The organism is Candidatus Nanopelagicales bacterium (assembly GCA_041393815.1).
Taxonomy (GTDB): Bacteria; Actinomycetota; Actinomycetes; order S36-B12; family JAWKJK01; genus JAWKJK01.
Genome location: JAWKJK010000002.1, coordinates 42484 through 60133, shown reverse-complemented (window position 1 = coordinate 60133; position 17650 = coordinate 42484). Strand labels below are relative to the sequence as shown.

Below are 17650 nucleotides of genomic sequence, written 5' to 3'. Positions count from 1 at the left end.
GGGACGACGATGTCAGGCGGACTTCTCGCGCCGCTCGCGCCGGGTCGGGGTCTTCTCCCGCGGCACCAGCGTCGGCAGCACGTTGTCGCGCACGACCTCGCCGGTGATCACCACGCGGGCCACGTCCTCGCGGCTGGGCACGTCGTACATCACGTTGAGGAGGACCTCCTCCATGATCGCGCGCAGGCCGCGGGCACCGGTGCCGCGCTTCATGGCCTGGTCGGCGATCTCGTCCAGCGCGTCGGCGCTGAACTCCAGCTCGACGCCGTCGAGCTCGAACAGCCGCTGGTACTGCCGGACCAGGGCGTTCTTCGGCTCGGTGAGGACCCGGACCAGGGCCTCCTTGTCCAGCTGGGTGACCGAGGTGAGCACCGGCAGCCGGCCGACGAACTCGGGGATCATGCCGAACTTGAGCATGTCCTCCGGCATCACCCTGCTGAAGATGTCGTCGGGGTTGGTGTCGGCGCCCTCGGCCCCGTCCACGAGGTCGAAGGTGAAGCCGACCCGCTTCTTGCCGACGCGCTGCTCGATGATCGCGTCGAGCCCGGCGAAGGCCCCGCCGACGATGAACAGCACGTTGGTCGTGTCGATCTGGATGAACTCCTGGTGCGGGTGCTTGCGGCCACCCTGCGGCGGCACCGACGCGGTCGTGCCCTCCAGGATCTTCAGCAGCGCCTGCTGGACCCCCTCGCCGGACACGTCGCGGGTGATCGACGGGTTCTCGCTCTTGCGCGCGATCTTGTCGATCTCGTCGATGTAGATGATCCCCGTCTCGGCCTTCTTGACGTCGTAGTCGGCGGCCTGGATCAGCTTGAGCAGGATGTTCTCGACGTCCTCGCCGACGTAGCCGGCCTCGGTGAGCGCCGTGGCGTCCGCGATCGCGAAGGGGACGTTGAGCATCCGGGCCAGGGTCTGCGCGAGCAGCGTCTTGCCGGACCCGGTGGGGCCGAGCAGCAGGATGTTGGACTTGGCCAGCTCGACCTGCTCGTCCCGGCCGCGCTCGTGCGCGCTGGCCTGGACCCGCTTGTAGTGGTTGTAGACCGCGACCGACAGCGCCTTCTTCGCGACCTCCTGGCCGACGACGTACTGGTCGAGGAACTCGTAGATCTCACGGGGCTTGGGCAGGTCGTCCCACTGCAGGTCGGACGCCTCGCTCAGCTCCTCCTCGATGATCTCGTTGCACAGGTCGATGCACTCGTCGCAGATGTAGACGCCGGGGCCGGCGATCAGCTTCTTGACCTGCTTCTGGCTCTTGCCGCAGAAGGAGCACTTGAGCAGGTCACCACCGTCGCCGATCCGCGCCACGTCCGTCCCCTTCCGCCCCGGTCGAGGTACGACCGTACCCCGAGGGTCCCACCGATGGCCCGCTGCGACCCGCGGGATTCCCCGCGTTCAGCCGACAGCGGAAGTGTGCCCCATCCGGGGTCCGGGTCCCAGGTCAGGCCCCGGCTCCGGCCCCGACCTTCCGGGAGGCGATGACCTGGTCGACGATGCCGTACTCCATCGCCTGCTCGGCGGTGAGGATCTTGTCGCGCTCGATGTCGCGCTCGATGTCCTCCTGGCTGCGCCCGGTGTGGCGGGCCAGGATGGTCTCCATCTCCGCGCGCATCCGCAGGATCTCGTTGGCCTGGATCTCGATGTCCGACCCCTGGCCGCCGCCCTCGGTGTAGGGCTGGTGGATCAGGATCCGCGAGTGCGGCAGCGCGAACCGCTTGCCGGGGGTGCCCGCGGCCAGCAGCACCGCGGCGGCCGAGGCGGCCTGGCCCAGGCAGACCGTCTGCACCTGCGGCTTGACGAACTGCATCGTGTCGTAGATGGCCGTCATCGCGGTGTAGGAGCCGCCCGGGGAGTTGATGTAGATCGAGATGTCCCGGTCGGGGTCCATCGACTCCAGGCACAGCAGCTGCGCCATCACGTCGTCGGCCGACGCGTCGTCGATCTGCACCCCGAGGAAGATGATCCGCTCCTCGAAGAGCTTGGTGTAGGGGTTGTGCACGCGCTCGCCGTTGGCGACGCGCTCGCGGAACTCCGGGACGATGTACCGGGCCGACGGCACCTGGATGCTCACGTGGGACGTCCTCTCTCGCGCGTCGTGCGCCGTCAGGCCGTGGGGCCGGTGGTGATGACCGTGTCGATGAGGCCGTACTCCGCGGCCTCCTCGGCGGTGAACCAGCGGTCCCGGTCGGAGTCCTTCTCGATGGTCTCCACGTCCTGGCCGGTGTGCTCGGCGATCAGGTGAGCCATCCGCTTCTTGATGAACAGCATCTGCTCGGCCTGGATCTTGATGTCGGACGCCGTACCGCCGATGCCGCCGAGCGGCTGGTGCATCATGATCCGGGTGTTGGGGGTGGCGCTGCGCTTGCCCGCGGCGCCGGCGCAGAGCAGGAACTGCCCCATCGAGGCCGCCAGGCCCATCGCGACGGTGGCCACGTCGTTGGGGACCAGCATCATGGCGTCGTAGATCGCCATCCCGGCGCTGATCGAGCCGCCCGGCGAGTTGATGTAGAGCGTGATGTCCTTGTCGGGGTCCTCCGCGGACAGCACCTGCAGCTGCTTGACGATCCGGTTGGAGTTGTCGTCGCGGACCTCGCCCTCGAGCCAGATGATGCGCTCGCGGAGCAGCCGCTCGTCGACCCAGTCGTTGAAGCCGAAACCGCTTCGGTCCCCGCCGCGCATCTCGCTGCCGCTCACCGTCGAGTCCTCCCGTCGGACCGGGCGCTGCCCGGACGAACACGTCTGACGGACCCTAACGCGCGGCCCGCCCGGTGCCATCCCGGCCACCCGGGGTGTTCGCCCACGGCACAACGGCCTCGGGATCAGGCCTCGTCGTCGTCCTCGTCGTCGTCGTCCTCGTAGTCGTCCACGAGGTCGAGCTCGTCGTGGTCGTCGTCGAGGTCGTCGTGGTCGTGCGGCATCGGGACGCCGGGGCCGACCAGGTCGGGGTCGAGGGCGTTGAGGTCCACCGGGCGCCCGGAGGCGTCGACGACCTCGGCACCCTCCAGCACCACGGCCAGCGCCTTGGCCCGGCGAATCTCCTGCACGGCCATCGGGACCTGACCGGCCTCGACCAGCGCCTGGGCGAACTGGTCCGGGCTCATCCCGTACCGCGGGGCCTGCGCCACCAGCCACTGGGACAGCTCGGCCTCGGACACGCCGAGCTGCTCGGTCTCGGCGACCTTGTCCAGCAGGAACTGGCTCTTGAGGCTCTCCCGGGCCTGCGTCTCGACCTCCGCGCGGTGGTCGTCGTCACCGTCGCCGTGCCCGTCGGCGAAGTGGTTGTCGACCTCGGCGGCGATGGTGGCCTCGGGCAGCGGGATGTCGACCATCTGCAGCAGCAGCTCGTGCGCCTTCTGCCGGGCCTGCGCGCCCTGCTCCAGCCGGCGTACGCGGCCCAGCCGCTCGCGCACGTCGGCGCGCAGCTCCTCGATGGTGTCGAACTCGCTGGCCATCTGGGCGAAGTCGTCGTCGGCGTCGGGCAGCTCGCGCTCGCGGACCTGGCGGACCACGACCTCGACGTCGAGCGGCGTCCCCTCCCACTCCCCGGCGGTCGGGACGAACGAGAAGGTGCGGGTCTCGTCGGCCACCGCGCCGCGGACGGCCTCGTCGAAGCCCTCGACCATGCCCTCCGAGCCGAGCTCGTACGACAGCGCCTGGCCGGCGAGGTCCTCGACCGGCTCGCCCTCGTGGCTGCCGGACAGGTCCACGAGCAGGACATCGCCGTCCTGCGCGGCCCGGTCGACGGTCACCAGGGAGGCGAAGCGGGTGCGCAGCGAGGTGAGCTGCTCCTCGACGTCGTCGTCGGTGGGGTCGGCGTCGTCGACCTCGATCCGCAGCCCGGAGTAGTCGGGCAGGTCGAACTCGGGCCGGACGTCCACCTCGGCGGTGAAGGTGAGCGCCTCGCCGTCCTTGATCTCCTGCACGTCGACCTCGGGCCGGCCGACCGGCATGACGCCGCTCTCGCGGACCGCGTCGTCGTAGGCCTTCGGCAGCGCCGCGTTGATGGCCTCCTCGAGCACCGCGCCGCGGCCGACCCGCTGGTCGATGACACGCTGCGGGACCTTGCCCTTGCGGAAGCCGGGCACGGTGATCTGCGAGGAGATGGACCGGTAGGCCTCGTCGAGGCTCGGCTTGAGCTCCTCGAACGGGATCTCCACGGTGAGCTTGACCCGCGTGGGCGACAGGGTCTCGACGGCACTCTTCACGGCGGTTCGGCTCTCCTCGGATCAGTGGTCGGGGCGGGGAGAGTCGAACTCCCGATCTCCTGCCCCCAAAGCAGGCGCGTTAGCCACTACGCCACGCCCCGCGACGGTGGGCCGCGAGTCTAGTCGACGCCGATGACCGCGCAGGACGCCCCTAGAATGGCGCGGCGCCCGGCCGATCCGGCCGGGCACGCGGGTGTAGCTCAATGGTAGAGCCCCAGCCTTCCAAGCTGGCTACGCGGGTTCGATTCCCGTCACCCGCTCACGAGTTCAGGCCCCCCGGGTGATCCCGGGGGGCCTGAACTCGTGATCAGGCGAGTCGCCGGGAATCGGGAGAAGGCTCGCGACAGCGAGCCGACGGATCCCGTCACCCGCTCGCGGGCTCACCCGGCGGCCAGCGTGGTGGACACCCTCCGCAGCCCGATGGCGGCGCCGATGACCCACAGCGCGAACACCACGGACGCCAGACCGCCGTTCCAGAAGGAGGTCAAGCAGATCAGCGCCACGAGGTAGGACGCCCACACCGCCCACCTGGGCAGGGCGTGCCCCTTGTCGGCGATCCGCGCCGTCACGGCGACCATCACCGCACCACCGGTCAGCCCGGTCAGCCCGACGAGGAGCCCCGCCGTGCCGAGCACCCGGGCGGTGCCCGGGTCGGGGATGACTGCCTCGCTTGCGAATGCCGTGATCGCGCTCGAGACGTCGAGGGACACCGCCACGATCAACAGCCCACCCACCAGCGCCGCGGCCGGCACGACCGCTCGCGCCAGCGGGTCACCGCCGGACAGCCGATCGAGCACCTGCCGCAGACCGGTCGCGAACCACAGCAGCAGCGCGACCCCCAGCCCGAGCACCGGCAGCCCGACGCCCGCGGCGGCCTGGGGCACGCCGCCGGCGAGTCGGTCGCGGATGACCGCGTCCGAGACGCCCGGCGAGTCCACCCCCGCCAGTGAGCACAGGGCCACCCCGACGACGAGCGCGAGGACCGCGGCCGCGCCGGCCCACGCTGCTCGCCGGAGCGCGCGGGGATCGTCACGGGTCCCTGCCAGCTCCGGGTTCAAGGATCGGGTGGACGACGTTCCGGGCTCGGGGACCGGCTCGCGGACGCGTGGCCGGGGCTGTCGCGGGCGCCACTGAAGGGCCCCCGCCACCGCGAGGAGGACGAGGATGGTGACGGCGTTGAACCAGGCGTAGGGGAGGTTGAAGCCCCACCAGAACGGCGCGCACATGACGATCCCGGCCAGGGTGAACACCACTCCCGGGGAACGCGGGACCAGGAGAAGTGCGCCTCCGGTGGCCAGCAGTAGGCACGTGCCGAGGAACGCCAGGAGTACCGGGACGGTCACGGAGAAGCCGTGGGCCTCGAACCGGCCGTTGCCGTAGGTGGGCTGGCCGAAGGCGTACCAGACCGTGCCTTCGCGAGCGAGGTGCCAGATGGCGGGAATGTCGAACGCTGCGAAGCCGACTCCGTTGACCAGGGCGCTGAGGCCGGCGAGACGGAGCGCCCACACCGCGGCGTTGCTCCGGTGGGCGGCAACCGCGTCGGCCCCCGTCTCCGAAGTGGCGGACGCCGTATCCGGCGCAGGGGACGTCAGCCTCGTCACGGTCGGCCTCCTGCGGAGTGTCTCGGCAGCCCCCTCATGTCGAGTGGATCCGGTGACCCTTCACGACGGCCCGGCGGGATGCGCAGCGGGACCGCGGTCGCCACCATCAGGACGGCGAGGAAGCTCCAGAAGTACAGGGCGACCCACGCGCCCTCGGGGTCCGTGATGCTGAGCCAGGGGCCACCGAAGCGGGGAGCGGTGAGCACCCAGACGGGCACGGGCGCGAGGGCCAGGAGTCCGCATGCGACTCGGGCCCATCGGCGACGACCCGCCAGGGCGTACGCCCCGGCGACGCCGAACACCGGGAGAGCGAGCGCGCCGCCGCCGATGCCGCCCCGAAGGGTCGAACCGTGCTGGATCAGGTCCGCCACCACGATGCCGGCGAACGCGAAGGGCGACCAGACCAGCAGCCGGCCACGGGGGTTCGCCGTCGTGCGCCGCAGCTGCTCGGCCAGCCCGAGCAGGGCCCCAACGGCGACGCCTGGCAGCAGGATCCACAGGAAGGTCCCGACCCAGGTCACGGTCGACGGTGCGGTCGTCACCTGGGTCATCCACCCACGCAACCCGCACGCCCACGCGAGGCCGCCGAGTGCTCCCACAGCGATCGTCCGGCTCATCACGCCACCGCCCACCCACACACCGAGACACAGGCGTCGCATGCAGTAAGGTTTCCTGATTTTCAGGTAACCTTAGTATTGTGTCTCGGGTCGAACAAGCCCCCCAGGCGACCAACACCGTCTCGATGCTCGGCCAGGCCTACAGCCTGCTCGGGTTCCAGATCGTCGAGGGCGTCGTCGGCTCCGGCTACCCGCAGAAGCCGTCACACTCGGCCGTCTTCTCCCAGATCAGCCCCGACGGGTCGCGGCTCACCGACCTGGCCCGCGGCGCCAACATGACGCCGCAGGCGATGGGCGAGCTCGTCGACGAGCTCGAAGACCTCGGGTACGTCGTGCGGACGCCGGACCCCACCGACCGTCGCGCCAAGCTGATCATGCTCACCCCGCGCGGGCACGACTGCATCGCCGCGGGCATCGCCACCATCGACGGCATCGAGGCGCGCCTGACCGAGGTCCTCGGCGAGCGAGGCCACCGCGACCTGCGCCGCCTGCTCCGCACGATCCTGACCACGGCATGAACCCGGCCACGACCCCCCGAGGACGGCCCTGATGTTCCGGATGTCCGAGACCGTCACCATCGACCGCCCCGCCACCGACGTGTTCGACTTCGTCGCCGACCTGCACAACTTCCCGCTCTGGCGGGCGAACCTGGCGTCCTCGACGGTCGTGTCGGAGCGTCGACCGGGGTCGGGGCCAGGTGCGAGGAGGAGATCCGGGTCGGCCCGCGACGGATCCCGGCCACGTGCGCGATCACGACCCTGTCACCCGGTCGGAGACTGACCTTCCGGGCGACCTCCCCGGCGTCGCGTACGACGGGCTCCTGGTCGTCGAGCCCCGAGCGGGCGCCAGCAGCCTCACGCTGTCCGGGGAGGTCAGCATCAGCGGTCCGCTCCGACTGCTCGAGCCCCTGATGCGCAGGCGGATGCGCGCCGGCGTGCGACACGAGGTGGCGGCCATCAAGGCGAACCTCGAGGCCGCCGACCCGGGTTCGCGGTCCGGGCCGAGCTGATCCGCGCCCGGCCCGGACCGGGTCAGGCGGCCGCGCGCACCCGCCCGCGCAGGAGCGCACCGCCGACCCCCACGTACCAGGTGACGGCGGCCGTCACGAAGACCGCGATCGCCACGTCGCCGACCGCGAGGACCGTGCTCGCCACTCCGGCCACCCCCGCGACGATCCCGAGCGCGTTCAGCCACCGGGGCAGCAGGCCGGCGCGCGTCGCAGCGACACTCACGAGGAGCAGCCACAGCCCGCCCACCAGTTCGATGCCGCCGCCCGTGCCCTCGGTCACCATCTGGAGGGAGAGCAGCAGTGACGAGGCGAGCCCGGGGTCGGACCCGGAGAGCGTCGCCACCATGTCGGCACCGACGATCGCCGTCATCCCGGCGGCGAACATGAGTGCGGCCCAGACCACGGCGAAGGCCGTGGCGACACGGGCGAGGAGCGGTGCCCGGGTCACCAGCAGTCCGTGCAGGGCGAGCGCCTGGACGACGAGCAGTGCACCGAAGAGCAGGTAGATCACGGCGTACCCGACGGCCAGCAGGCCCTGGTGGTCGACCAGGTAGGCGACCTGCTCCGCCGGGTCGGTCGTGAGGTCGCCGAACCCCGAGGGGGCGACGACGCCGCCGAACAGTGCCAGCCCGACGACGAAGCACCCGGCCTGTCCGATCGCGGCGATGCCGCCGGACCGTGCCGACGTGCGCGGTCGCTCCAGTCCGGTCGTGAGGGTGGTGGTCATGGTCATCTCCGTCCCGTCCTGCCCGTGACGTGATCAGGCAGTACTTGTCGTTTCGTGCCACTCAGGATTCGGGACCGGGGACCGGGCGTCGAGGCCCGATGGCTGACCATTCGCGCCAGCGACCCTCGATGCCGGTGGCGCAGAACGCCAGGTCGGTGTCGTTGACGCCGCGGGACCGCAGAGGAAGCATGGCCGGATGCGCAGCCGCACGGTGGTGCTCGCCATCTTCGACGGCGTGCAGGGCCTGGACGTGTTCGGTCCGGCCGACGTCTTCTACTTCGCCAACTACCTGGCCGAGGCCCAGGGCGAGCGCCGCCCGCCGTACGAGGTCCAGCTGGCCGCGACCACGGTGGGACCGGTGCGGACCTCCGCCGGTCCGCTGCTGCACGCGGACCGGGCGCTGGACGACCCCCGGCTGCGGCCGGATCTGCTGCTGGTCTGCGGCGGCCTGGCGGTGGAGGCAGCCGTCGAGGACCGGCGGCTGGTCTCGGGGGTGGCCGAGCTCGCGGCCCGCAGCGAGGAGGTCGGCTCGATCTGCACCGGTGCGCTGGTCCTCGCACGTGCCGGACTGCTCGACGGGCGCCGGGCCACCACCCACTGGGCCCTGGCGCCCGGCCTGGCGCGCGAGCACCCCGAGGTGACGGTCGACGCCGACCGGCTGTTCGTGCACGACGGGGTGTGGACCTCGGCCGGGGTCACCGCGGGGATCGATCTCGCCCTGGAACTGCTGCGCCGCCACCACGGCAGCGACGTCGCGGCGCAGGCGGCGCGTCACCTGGTCGTCTACCTGCAGCGAGCCGGCGGGCAGCAGCAGTACAGCACCCATCTGGCCGCGCAGCGGACCACGGACCGACGGCTCGCCGACCTGGTGGCCAGCATCGCCGACCACCCGGAGGCCGACCTGCGGGTCGAGTCGCTCGCCGAGCGGGTCGGCATGGCGCCCCGCAGCTTCCAGCGCCTGTTCACCCGGGAGGTCGGGATCAGCCCGGGTCGCTACGTGGAGCGGGTACGGGTGGACGCCGCGCGACGGCTGCTCGAACGCACCGACGACCCGGTCTCCCGGATCTCCCGGCAGTGCGGGTGGATCTCGGTGGAGACGTTCCACCGCTCGTTCCGCCGGCTGATGGGGGTGACACCCGGCGAGTACCGGGACCGCTTCCGCGGTCCCCTGCAGCCCGTTCCCCCGGGTCAGTCGATTCCCCCGGGTCAGTCGATTCCCCCGGGTCAGTCGATTCCCCCGGGTCAGCCGCTCGCGGGCCGGCCGGTGTAGGCGACCACCAGTCGGAAGACGGCCCAGATCACGCCGGTCAGCGCGGTGGCGACCAGCGCGAGAGCCAGATCCGGCTGGAAGACCCTGATGGTGGCCAGCGGGGCGCCGAGCAGGTCCGGCACCAGGGCGACGACCACCCAGCCGGCGACGACCGTGGTGAGCAGCGGGAACCACAGGCTGAACAGGCCGGGGAGCCCTGCCTCCGACTTGGCGCGGACGGCCCCCCGGTGACGCCACGCCCAGACCATGCTGACCAGGTACGCGAGCGGAAGCAGCAGCAGGCCGAGGAACAGCAGCTGCTGGGGCAGCCGGGACCCCTCGCCGTCGTAGTCCATGCCGAGCGCCGCTGCGGTGACGGCGTTGCGGAGCTGGGCCGTCTCCCCGAACCCGACCCCGCTCCCTCCGTTGACGAGCACGACCGCCGCCTTGCCCTCGTCGGGGATCATCGTCGCGAGCGACTCGAATCCGGGGCTCGTGCCCGAGTGCCAGACCGTGCCGTCCGCGGTGTCCACGAACCAGCCGAAGCCGTAGAAGGGGGACAGGTCGCCGGCGGGCTGCATCATCATCGTCTTGCTCGCGGCGCTGACGACGTCGTCCCTGCCGTTCATCATCATCTGCAGGTAGCGCGCCAGGTCCGTGGCGCTCGCGACGATGCCCCCCTGCGGAGCGGTTCCGCGGTCGGTCGGGTTGCCGGTCAGCGGCCGCTTGGTCCAGAACCAGGGCGTGTGCCCGGTGGCCATCGAGTCGTGAACCTCGCCGTCGGCGACGACGCTGTGCGTCATCCCGACCGGCTCGAGGATCATGGCCGTCACATAGGACTGGTAGTCCTGACCGCTGAGGACCTCGACCAGGCGGCCGAGGATCACGTAGTTGAGGTTGGAGTACTGCCAGGTCGTCCCCGGCGGGGAGTCCGGAGCCACGTCGGCCAGCGCCTGGACCCGCCGCTGCAGAGCGTCGGTCCCGTCGGACTCGTACGCCTCGGACGCACCGCGGTCGGCGTTGCCCTGCAGGGTGGAGAAGCCGCTGGTGTGGCTGAGCAGCTGCCGGATCGTGACGACACCGGCCGGCGTGCCCGTGAACGTGTCGAGATACCTCGAGACCGGGGCGTCGAGGTCCACCCGGCCTGCCTCGACCAGCTGCATGACCGCCAGTGCCGTGAAGCTCTTGGAGATCGACCCCGACAGGAACGGGGTGTCCGGCGTGACGGCCGCGTCCCCTCCCGCCTCCATGACACCGCGCGCTCCGGCCGCCGTGATCTCCCCGTCCGTCACCACCGCGTACGCGACGCCGGGCACGCCGGAGGCGGGCATCTCCTGGTCGATGACGGCCTCGACCGGTCCGGCAGGCGGGGCCGTGGGCAGTGCCGCGACGACGGAGAGGACAAGGGCAGAGAGCACCCGCACCACCGGCGTCGCCTCCTGAGGTCGCGTGCGTGCGGTCAGCCCGACGACCCTAACCCGGCGATCGGCGACCGGGTCCGGGTCCGCGCCTCAGAGGGTGCTCAGCGGGGCGCGGCGTAGCGGTAGGCGTCCTTGGTCTCGCGCAGGATCGTCACCACGTCGAGGGTGTCGACACCGGGAACGGACCGGATCCGCTCGGTCACCAGCTCCGCGACCGCGGCGTCGTCCGCGCACGCGGCCATCAGCAGCAGGTCGTAGCCGCCGGTCGTGACCGCCACGTAGTCCACCTCCGGCAGCACCCGCAGCCGGGCCTCCACGTCGGACAGGCGGTGCCCGCGGACCCGCACACCGACCAGCACCCGGCGCAGGCCGAGACGCAACGGGGCGATCACCGCGACGATCTGCACCACCCCGCGGCGCTCGAGCCGGTGCAGCCGCTGCCGCACCGTGGCCTCGGCCAGGCCGAGGTCGCGCGCGATCTGGGTGAACGGCCGGCGGCCGTCCTCCTGCAGCTCGGCGATGATCGCCCGGTCGACGTCGTCGATGCCGTGCTCGACCGCCGGGTCGGCCGGCATCTACCGGTTCTCCGCCGCGACCGACTCCAGCACGGTCGACTCCTCCACCGGCGGGTTGGCGGCGACCTCGTGGACGGCCTCCCGCAGCCGCGCCAGGCTGTCCCGGAAGACCTCGATCGGCATCGTGAGCGCCGGCTGCAGCCGGTAGTGCCACTTGCCCCGCTGGGTGATCCCCAGCACGCCGCGGCGCAGCGCGGCCTGGTGCACCGCGACCTGGAAGCGCGGCGCCGGCCGGATCGTCGCCTTGTCCTGGACGAACTCCAAGGCGGCGAGCGCGCCCGCCGCACGGACGTCGCCCACCTGCTCGACCTCGTCACGCAGCGGCGCCATCTCGGCCAGGAACACCTGCTCCATGGCTCGGGCGTTCTCCAGCACCCCGCCGGCCTCGATGCGGTCGATCCCGGCGGTCGCCGCGGCGCAGGCCGCGGGCGTGAACCCGTACGTGCTGCCCAGGTGCAGCGACGAGTCCGCCATCACCTCGTCGGTGCCCAGCAGCGCGGCGATCGGCTGGCCGCCGGCGGAGAACGCCTTGCCCAGCAGCAGCAGGTCCGGGTCGATCCCGTCCCACAGCTCCACCGCGAACATCTCCCCGCACCGGCCCATGCAGGTCTGCACCTCGTCCACGCAGACCAGCCAGCCCCACCGCTTCGCCAGCGCCCCGAGCCGGTCCCAGAACGCCTGAGAGGGAACGTGCACCCCGCCCTCGCCCAGCACCGGCTCGATCAGCAGCCCGGCCACCTGCTCGGGATGGATCTGCTGCACCAGGACGTAGTTCTCCAGGTAGTCCAGGACCGCGGTGTCGTCGAACGGGCCCGGGCCGGGCTGGAACGGCGACCGGAACCGGTTCGGGTACGGGATCGTGACGACGCCCGCGACGTACTGCGCGCGCATCGCGGTCACGTTGGACAGGTCGCTGGACACGCCGGCGGCCAGGTACGTGGACTCGCCGTGGTACTGCCCGCCGAACGTCAGCACCAGCGGGCGGCCGGAGCGCTCGCGCATGAACTTCACCGCGCCCTCCACGGCCAGCGTGCCGGTCACGGAGTACTCGACCCGGGTCAGCCGGCCGGGCGCGATCGCGGCCAGCCGCTCGGCCAGCTCCAGCGCGGGCAGGTTCTGCACCCAGCCGCTGATCTGCATCCCGTGCCGGTCCCAGGCGGTGTCCATCGCCGCGCGCACGTCCGCCGGGGTCGGCCCGAACGGGGACGACCCCCAGGCGGACAGGTGGTCGGCGTACGTGTTGCCGTCGACGTCCTCGACCAGGTAGCCCCGCTTGCCGGCCTCCACGAACGGGACGAGCTCGTGGTCGCCCATCGCCCCGGTCAGGTGGCGGTCGGTCCGGTCGAACCAGGCCCGGCTCGACGGTCCGGGCAGCTCGGTGCGGACCTCGGGCAGCTCGAGGTCGGAGGTCGACGGGGTGGCGGTGGTGCTGGTGTCGATGGCGGTCATCGTGGATCCCTCCGGTGGTTGCCGCGACGATACGTACGTTCCCCGCCGGTGTCGCCACGAACTACGACAATGTGAGCCCCGAGGATGTATGTGATTCGCAGCCCGCTCGCTCTCCGCCGCTTCGCCCGCTGGACCACGCTGCCGGACCCCGTCGACCGTTCTAGGCTTCCCCGCGAGCGTCGACGACCGGACGCGGTGCGAGGGAGGGTGGCGCGGTGGAGCAGGAGGGTCGTCACGGCGACCTGCCCGAGGGCCTGCTGCGGACCGTCCTCGAGGTGCTCGAGTCCGGGGTCGTCGTGGTCGGACCGCACGGACGGATCCTGCGGGCCAACCCCGCCGCCCGGCGCATCCTCGGGCTGACCGACGTCCAGATGGTCGGCCGCCCGGTGGCCGACCCGACCTTGCGGGCCACCCACCCGGACGGGACCCCCTGGCCGGCCGAGACCCACCCGATCCGGGTCGCGGCGCAGACCGGCCGGATGGTGCACGGCGAGCTCATGGGGGTCCACCGCCCGGACGGGTCACTGGTGTGGATCGACGTGAGCGCGGCCCCCCTGACGGGTCCCGACGGGCAGCCGATCGGAGCCGTGGCCACCTTCGTCGACGCCACCGAGCGGGAGGAGACCGCCCGCATCCTGCGGGACCGGGAGCGGCGGCTGCGCTCGGCGCAGGACCTCACCGGCCTGGCCTGGTGGGAGTACGACGTGCTGGCCGACGAGCACGTCTGGTCGGACCGGATGTTCGAGCTGGTCGGGCTCGACCCGGCCGACGGGCCGCCCGACCTCGAGGGGTGGCTGGCGCTCATCCACCCCGACGACCACGAGGCGGCCCGCCGGCGCTCCGACCCGGGCCTGCCCCGGCCGGTCGGGAGCAACCTGTTCCGGGTGGTCCTCGGCGACGGCCGGGTCCGCACGCTGCAGGCCTGGGACGACGTGGAGAAGGACGCCGAGGGCCGGGTGGTGCGGGTCTTCGGCACCACCATGGACGTGACCGAGCGCGAGGAGGCGGCGCGCCGGCTCGCGGAGTCGGAGTCCCGGCTGCGTGCCGCTCAGGAGCTCACCGGGCTGGCCTGGTGGGAGTGGGACATCGCCACCGGCAACCTCAACTGGTCCACCGCCATGCACCGGCTCGCCGGCCTCGACGTCGGCATGGAGCACACCATCGACGAGTGGCTGGCGCTGGTGCACCCGGAGGACCGGGCCGCCAGCGCGCTGCTGGAGCGCCGGGCGCTGGAGACCGGGGAGGGCTACCGGCACGTCTTCCGCATCACCAGGCCCGACGGCGAGCTGCGCTTCCTGGAGTCGTGGACCGACGTGCTGCGGCGCCCGGACGGCACACCGTACGGCCTGCGCGGCGCCACCCACGACGTCACCCTCCAGGAGACGGCGCAGCGCGAGATCGCCGCCAGCGAGGAGCTGTTCCGGGTCGCGTTCGACAACGCGCCGATCGGCATGACCATGCTCGGCATCGAGGGCGAGGACTCCGGCCGGGTGCTGCGGGCCAATGACGCCGCCTGCCGGATCCTCGGCGTGACGCCGGGGGACTTCGCCCGGATGCGGGTCGCCGACTGGACGCCGCCGGAGGACCGGGCCGAGAGCGAGGACCGCATCCGCCGGCTGATGGCGGGCGAGGTCGTGTCGCTGACGTACGACAAGAACTACCTGCACTCCTCCGGGCGGCTGATCCCCGCGCTGGTGACCACCGGCGTGATCCACGACGCCGTCGGCCGGCCGCGCTACCTGGTCACACACATCGTCGACATGACCGAGCGGCACGCCCACCAGGCCGAGCTGGAGCGGCTGGCCACCACCGACTCGCTCACCGACCTGGCCAACCGGGCCCGGCTGGAGCAGCGGCTGGCGGACTCGCTGACGACCGCCAGCCCGCAGCAGCCCGTCGGCCTGCTGCTGCTGGACCTGGACCGGTTCAAGCTCGTCAACGACTCGCTCGGGCACCAGGTCGGGGACGGGGTGCTGGCGCGGACGGCCGACGTCCTGCGCGACCTGGTGCCGGCGCCGCACCTGGTGGCCCGGCTGGGCGGGGACGAGTTCGCGGTCGTCATGTCCCCCGCGCCGGCCGAGCAGCCGGACGAGCTCGCGACCGCCCTGCTGGACCGGCTGCGGGCACCGCAGGAGCACCAGGGGTCCACCCTGGTGGTGACGGGCAGCATCGGCCTGGCCCGGGCCGACTCCCACCTCACCACCGCCGCCGACCTGCTGAGGGCCGCCGACCTGGCTCTGTACCACGCGAAGGACCACGGGCGGGACCGGGTCAGCAGCTACGACGAGACGCTGCGCTCGCGCGTGCTCGACGCGGTCCGGGTGGAGGGCGTGCTGCGCGGCGCGCTGGACCGGGGCGGGATCGCCATCGCGGTGCAGCCGATCGTCGGGCTCGGCGGCTCGCACTTCGCCGCCGTGGAGGCACTGGCCCGGGTGGTCGAGCCGGACGGCACCGTGCTGGTGCCGGCGCGCTTCCTCGAGGTGGCCGAGGACAGCGGCCTGGTCGGGGCACTGGACCGGCAGGTCGTGTCCCGGGCCGTCGCCTGGCTGGGCGCCGCCGACCGGCAGGTGCTGGTCGGTGGTGCGCCGCACCTGGTGTCCACCGTCTCCGTCAACGTGTCCGGGCGGACCCTGCGCCTGCCGGGCTACGTCGACACCGTGGCCGCCGCGCTGAACGAGAGCGGCCTGGACCCCTCGCGGCTGTGGGTCGAGATCACCGAGGCGACGCTGGTCGGCGAGGACCCCGAGCTGCGCCGGGGCCTGACCCGGCTGCGCGAGCTGGGGGTACGGATCGGGCTGGACGACTTCGGGACCGGGTACTCCGCACTGTCCTACCTGTCCCGCCTGGACCTGGACTTCCTCAAGGTGGACCGCACGTTCGTGTCCGCGATGGCCGGCGACGACGCGACCCGCACCCTGATGGAGGCGGTGCTGCGCATCGCCCACGCCCACCGGCTGCGGGTCGTGGCCGAGGGCGTCGAGACGCCGGAGCAGGCCCGGCTGCTGACCGAGATGGGGTACGACGCGGCCCAGGGGTTCTGGTTCGGGTCGCCCGAGCTCGTCGACGAGGACCGCCGGTGACCGCAGGGACCGACCGGCCGCTCAACGTCCTGCTCGGAGGACCGTACGGCGCGGTGGAGTCGGCGGCGCCGAGCGTCGTGTTCGTGACCGCGTACCTCGTCTCCGGCAGCGACCTCACCGTCGGCGTCGTGTCGGCGCTGGCCACCGCGGCGGTCCTCGCCACGGTCCGGCTGGTCCGCCGCGAGCGCCCGGTGCGCGTCGTGGGTGGCCTGCTGGCGGTGTCCGTGGCGGCCCTGGTGGCCGCGCGGACGGGCAACGCGGTCGACTACTTCCTGCCCAGCCTGCTGGCGAACGCGGCCAGCGCGCTGGCGTGGGCGCTGTCGATCCTGGTCCGCTGGCCGTTGCTCGGCGTCATCGTCGGGTTCGTGCTGCGCACCGGCACCGCGTGGCGCGGGGATCCCGACCTGGTCCGCGCCTACTCCCGCGCCTCCTGGATCTGGACCGCGTCGTTCGTGCTGCGCGCGGGCGTGCAGGTCCCGCTCTACCTCCACGACCAACTGGTGGGCCTGGGGGTGGCCCGGGTGCTCCTCGGCTGGCCCCTGGTGCTCGGCGTCATCGCCGCCTCGTGGTGGGTGATGCGACGTACCCTGCCGCCGGACCACCCGGGTCTGAACCACCCGCGGGTGCACCGGCCGGACCCGTACCGGGCCCCGGACAGCCCTGCCCCGACCTGCGACGACGAGGAGAGCCGGCGATGAGGACGTACGACGTGGGCGGCCGGGCGGTCCCCGCGCTGGGCCTGGGCTGCATGGGCATGACCTGGTCGTACGGGCAGCACGAGCGTGACGACGAGCGCTCGCTGGAGGTGGTCCGGGCCGCGCTGGACCTCGGCGTCACCCACCTGGACACCGCCGACATGTACGGCGAGGGCTCCAACGAGGCCCTCGTCGGCCGGGCGGTCGCCGGGCGCCGGGACGAGGCGTTCCTCGCGACCAAGGTCGGCCTGGTGGTCGACGAGGCGGCCACGTTCACCATCCACCGGGACGGCTCCCCGGAGCACATCCGCGCCGGCATCGACGCCAGCCTGGCCCGGCTGGGGACCGACCACGTCGACCTGTGGTACCTGCACCGGGCCGACCCCGCGATCCCGCTGGAGGAGACCTGGGGGGCGATGGCGGAGGCGGTGGGTGCCGGCAAGGTGCGCGCGCTCGGCCTGTCCGAGGTGTCGATCGCCGAGGCCGAGCGGGCGCACGCGATCCATCCGGTGTCCGCGATCCAGTCCGAGCTGTCGGTGTGGACCCGCGACGCGCTCGGGGTGCCGCCGCGGCTGCGCGAGGTGGAGGACACCGGGTCCCGGGAGTACCAGGGCGGCGGTGCGCCGCCGGAGGACGTCGTGGGCTGGTGCCGCGACCACGGGGCCGCGTTCGTGGCGTTCTCCCCGTTGGGGCGCGGCTACCTCACCGGCACCGTGGAGTCGGTCCGGCCGGGCGACTTCCGCGCCGGCAACCCGCGGTTCCAGCCCGCCGCGCTGGCGGCCAACCGGGAGATCGTCGACCGGGTCCGTTCCGTCGCCGAGCGGCACGGCGCGACCCCCGCACAGGTGGCGCTCGCCTGGGTGCTGGCGCAGGGCCCGCACGTGCTGGCCGTCCCGGGGACCAAGAAGCTGGCGTACCTGCGGGAGAACACGGCGGCCGCGGACCTGGTCCTGGACGCCGACGACCTGGCCGCGCTGGACGAGCTCCCGCCCGTCGCGGGCGCCCGGTACTGAGGGACGGTCCCG

Annotated in this window: 16 protein-coding genes and 2 tRNA genes; 7 read left to right on the top strand and 11 right to left on the bottom strand. The window is 72.5% G+C overall.

Annotation, left to right across the window (positions count from 1 at the left end):
* Positions 1–12: 12 nt before the first annotated feature.
* The 5 genes from clpX to R2737_05730 all read right to left on the bottom strand — a co-directional run bounded on the left by clpX (position 13) and on the right by R2737_05730 (position 4303).
* A complete protein-coding gene (gene clpX / locus R2737_05750) occupies positions 13–1305 on the bottom strand; it encodes an ATP-dependent Clp protease ATP-binding subunit ClpX (protein ID MEZ5115755.1) in 1293 nt (430 codons plus the stop codon).
* Positions 1306–1438: 133 nt separating this feature from the next.
* Complete coding sequence (locus tag R2737_05745) at positions 1439–2062, bottom strand: ATP-dependent Clp protease proteolytic subunit (GenBank protein ID MEZ5115754.1); 624 nt, start codon at positions 2060–2062, stop codon at positions 1439–1441.
* A gap of 38 nt (positions 2063–2100) precedes the next feature.
* Positions 2101–2676: an ATP-dependent Clp protease proteolytic subunit gene (locus tag R2737_05740; GenBank protein MEZ5115753.1), complete on the bottom strand. Its 576-nt coding sequence runs from the start codon at positions 2674–2676 to the stop codon at positions 2101–2103.
* Positions 2677–2816: 140 nt separating this feature from the next.
* On the bottom strand, positions 2817–4202 hold the full coding sequence (gene tig, locus R2737_05735; protein ID MEZ5115752.1) for a trigger factor: 1386 nt from the start codon (positions 4200–4202) through the stop codon (positions 2817–2819).
* 25 nt (positions 4203–4227) lie between these two features.
* Positions 4228–4303, bottom strand: a tRNA-Pro gene (locus tag R2737_05730).
* Between the two features lie 88 nt (positions 4304–4391).
* Between R2737_05730 and R2737_05725 the strand changes: the two genes are divergently transcribed.
* A tRNA-Gly gene (locus tag R2737_05725) sits at positions 4392–4462 on the top strand.
* A gap of 120 nt (positions 4463–4582) precedes the next feature.
* Here the strand turns inward: R2737_05725 and R2737_05720 are convergent.
* Together R2737_05720 and R2737_05715 are read right to left on the bottom strand one after the other, a co-directional pair.
* Positions 4583–5710, bottom strand: a complete 1128-nt coding sequence (locus R2737_05720; GenBank protein ID MEZ5115751.1) for a hypothetical protein — start codon at positions 5708–5710, stop codon at positions 4583–4585.
* 89 nt (positions 5711–5799) lie between these two features.
* Positions 5800–6354 carry a hypothetical protein gene (locus R2737_05715; protein ID MEZ5115750.1) on the bottom strand — a complete coding sequence of 185 codons (555 nt, stop codon included), beginning with the start codon at positions 6352–6354 and terminating at the stop codon, positions 5800–5802.
* 146 nt (positions 6355–6500) lie between these two features.
* Here R2737_05715 and R2737_05710 point away from each other — a divergent pair, with 146 nt between their 5' ends.
* Together R2737_05710 and R2737_05705 are read left to right on the top strand one after the other, a co-directional pair.
* Positions 6501–6938 (top strand): MarR family winged helix-turn-helix transcriptional regulator, encoded by a 438-nt coding sequence (locus R2737_05710; GenBank protein MEZ5115749.1) that lies wholly within the window; start codon positions 6501–6503, stop codon positions 6936–6938.
* Positions 6939–7162: 224 nt separating this feature from the next.
* Entirely contained in the window at positions 7163–7429 is a 267-nt protein-coding gene (locus R2737_05705; protein ID MEZ5115748.1) for a hypothetical protein, read from the top strand.
* A gap of 22 nt (positions 7430–7451) precedes the next feature.
* Here R2737_05705 and R2737_05700 read toward each other — a convergent pair whose 3' ends face one another.
* On the bottom strand, positions 7452–8156 hold the full coding sequence (locus R2737_05700) for a DUF4386 family protein (GenBank protein ID MEZ5115747.1): 705 nt from the start codon (positions 8154–8156) through the stop codon (positions 7452–7454).
* A 196-nt stretch (positions 8157–8352) separates the two neighbouring features.
* Between R2737_05700 and R2737_05695 the strand changes: the two genes are divergently transcribed.
* Complete coding sequence (locus R2737_05695; protein ID MEZ5115746.1) at positions 8353–9426, top strand: GlxA family transcriptional regulator; 1074 nt, start codon at positions 8353–8355, stop codon at positions 9424–9426.
* Here R2737_05695 and R2737_05690 read toward each other — a convergent pair.
* The 3 genes from R2737_05690 to R2737_05680 all read right to left on the bottom strand — a co-directional run bounded on the left by R2737_05690 (position 9399) and on the right by R2737_05680 (position 12850).
* Complete coding sequence (locus R2737_05690) at positions 9399–10832, bottom strand: serine hydrolase domain-containing protein (protein MEZ5115745.1); 1434 nt, start codon at positions 10830–10832, stop codon at positions 9399–9401. The genes R2737_05695 and R2737_05690 overlap by 28 nt on opposite strands.
* Positions 10833–10927: 95 nt before the next feature.
* Positions 10928–11401: an AsnC family transcriptional regulator gene (locus R2737_05685; protein ID MEZ5115744.1), complete on the bottom strand. Its 474-nt coding sequence runs from the start codon at positions 11399–11401 to the stop codon at positions 10928–10930.
* A complete protein-coding gene (locus R2737_05680) occupies positions 11402–12850 on the bottom strand; it encodes an aminotransferase class III-fold pyridoxal phosphate-dependent enzyme (GenBank protein MEZ5115743.1) in 1449 nt (482 codons plus the stop codon).
* Positions 12851–13065: 215 nt separating this feature from the next.
* Here R2737_05680 and R2737_05675 point away from each other — a divergent pair, with 215 nt between their 5' ends.
* Genes R2737_05675 through R2737_05665 form a run of 3 tightly spaced genes read left to right on the top strand, consistent with a single transcriptional unit; the run spans position 13066 to position 17638 of the window.
* Positions 13066–15930 (top strand): EAL domain-containing protein, encoded by a 2865-nt coding sequence (locus tag R2737_05675; protein ID MEZ5115742.1) that lies wholly within the window; start codon positions 13066–13068, stop codon positions 15928–15930.
* Positions 15927–16628 (top strand): DUF3159 domain-containing protein, encoded by a 702-nt coding sequence (locus R2737_05670; protein MEZ5115741.1) that lies wholly within the window; start codon positions 15927–15929, stop codon positions 16626–16628. The genes R2737_05675 and R2737_05670 overlap by 4 nt, the downstream gene beginning before the upstream one ends.
* Positions 16625–17638 carry an aldo/keto reductase gene (locus R2737_05665; protein MEZ5115740.1) on the top strand — a complete coding sequence of 338 codons (1014 nt, stop codon included), beginning with the start codon at positions 16625–16627 and terminating at the stop codon, positions 17636–17638. The genes R2737_05670 and R2737_05665 overlap by 4 nt, the downstream gene beginning before the upstream one ends.
* Positions 17639–17650 lie beyond the last annotated feature (12 nt).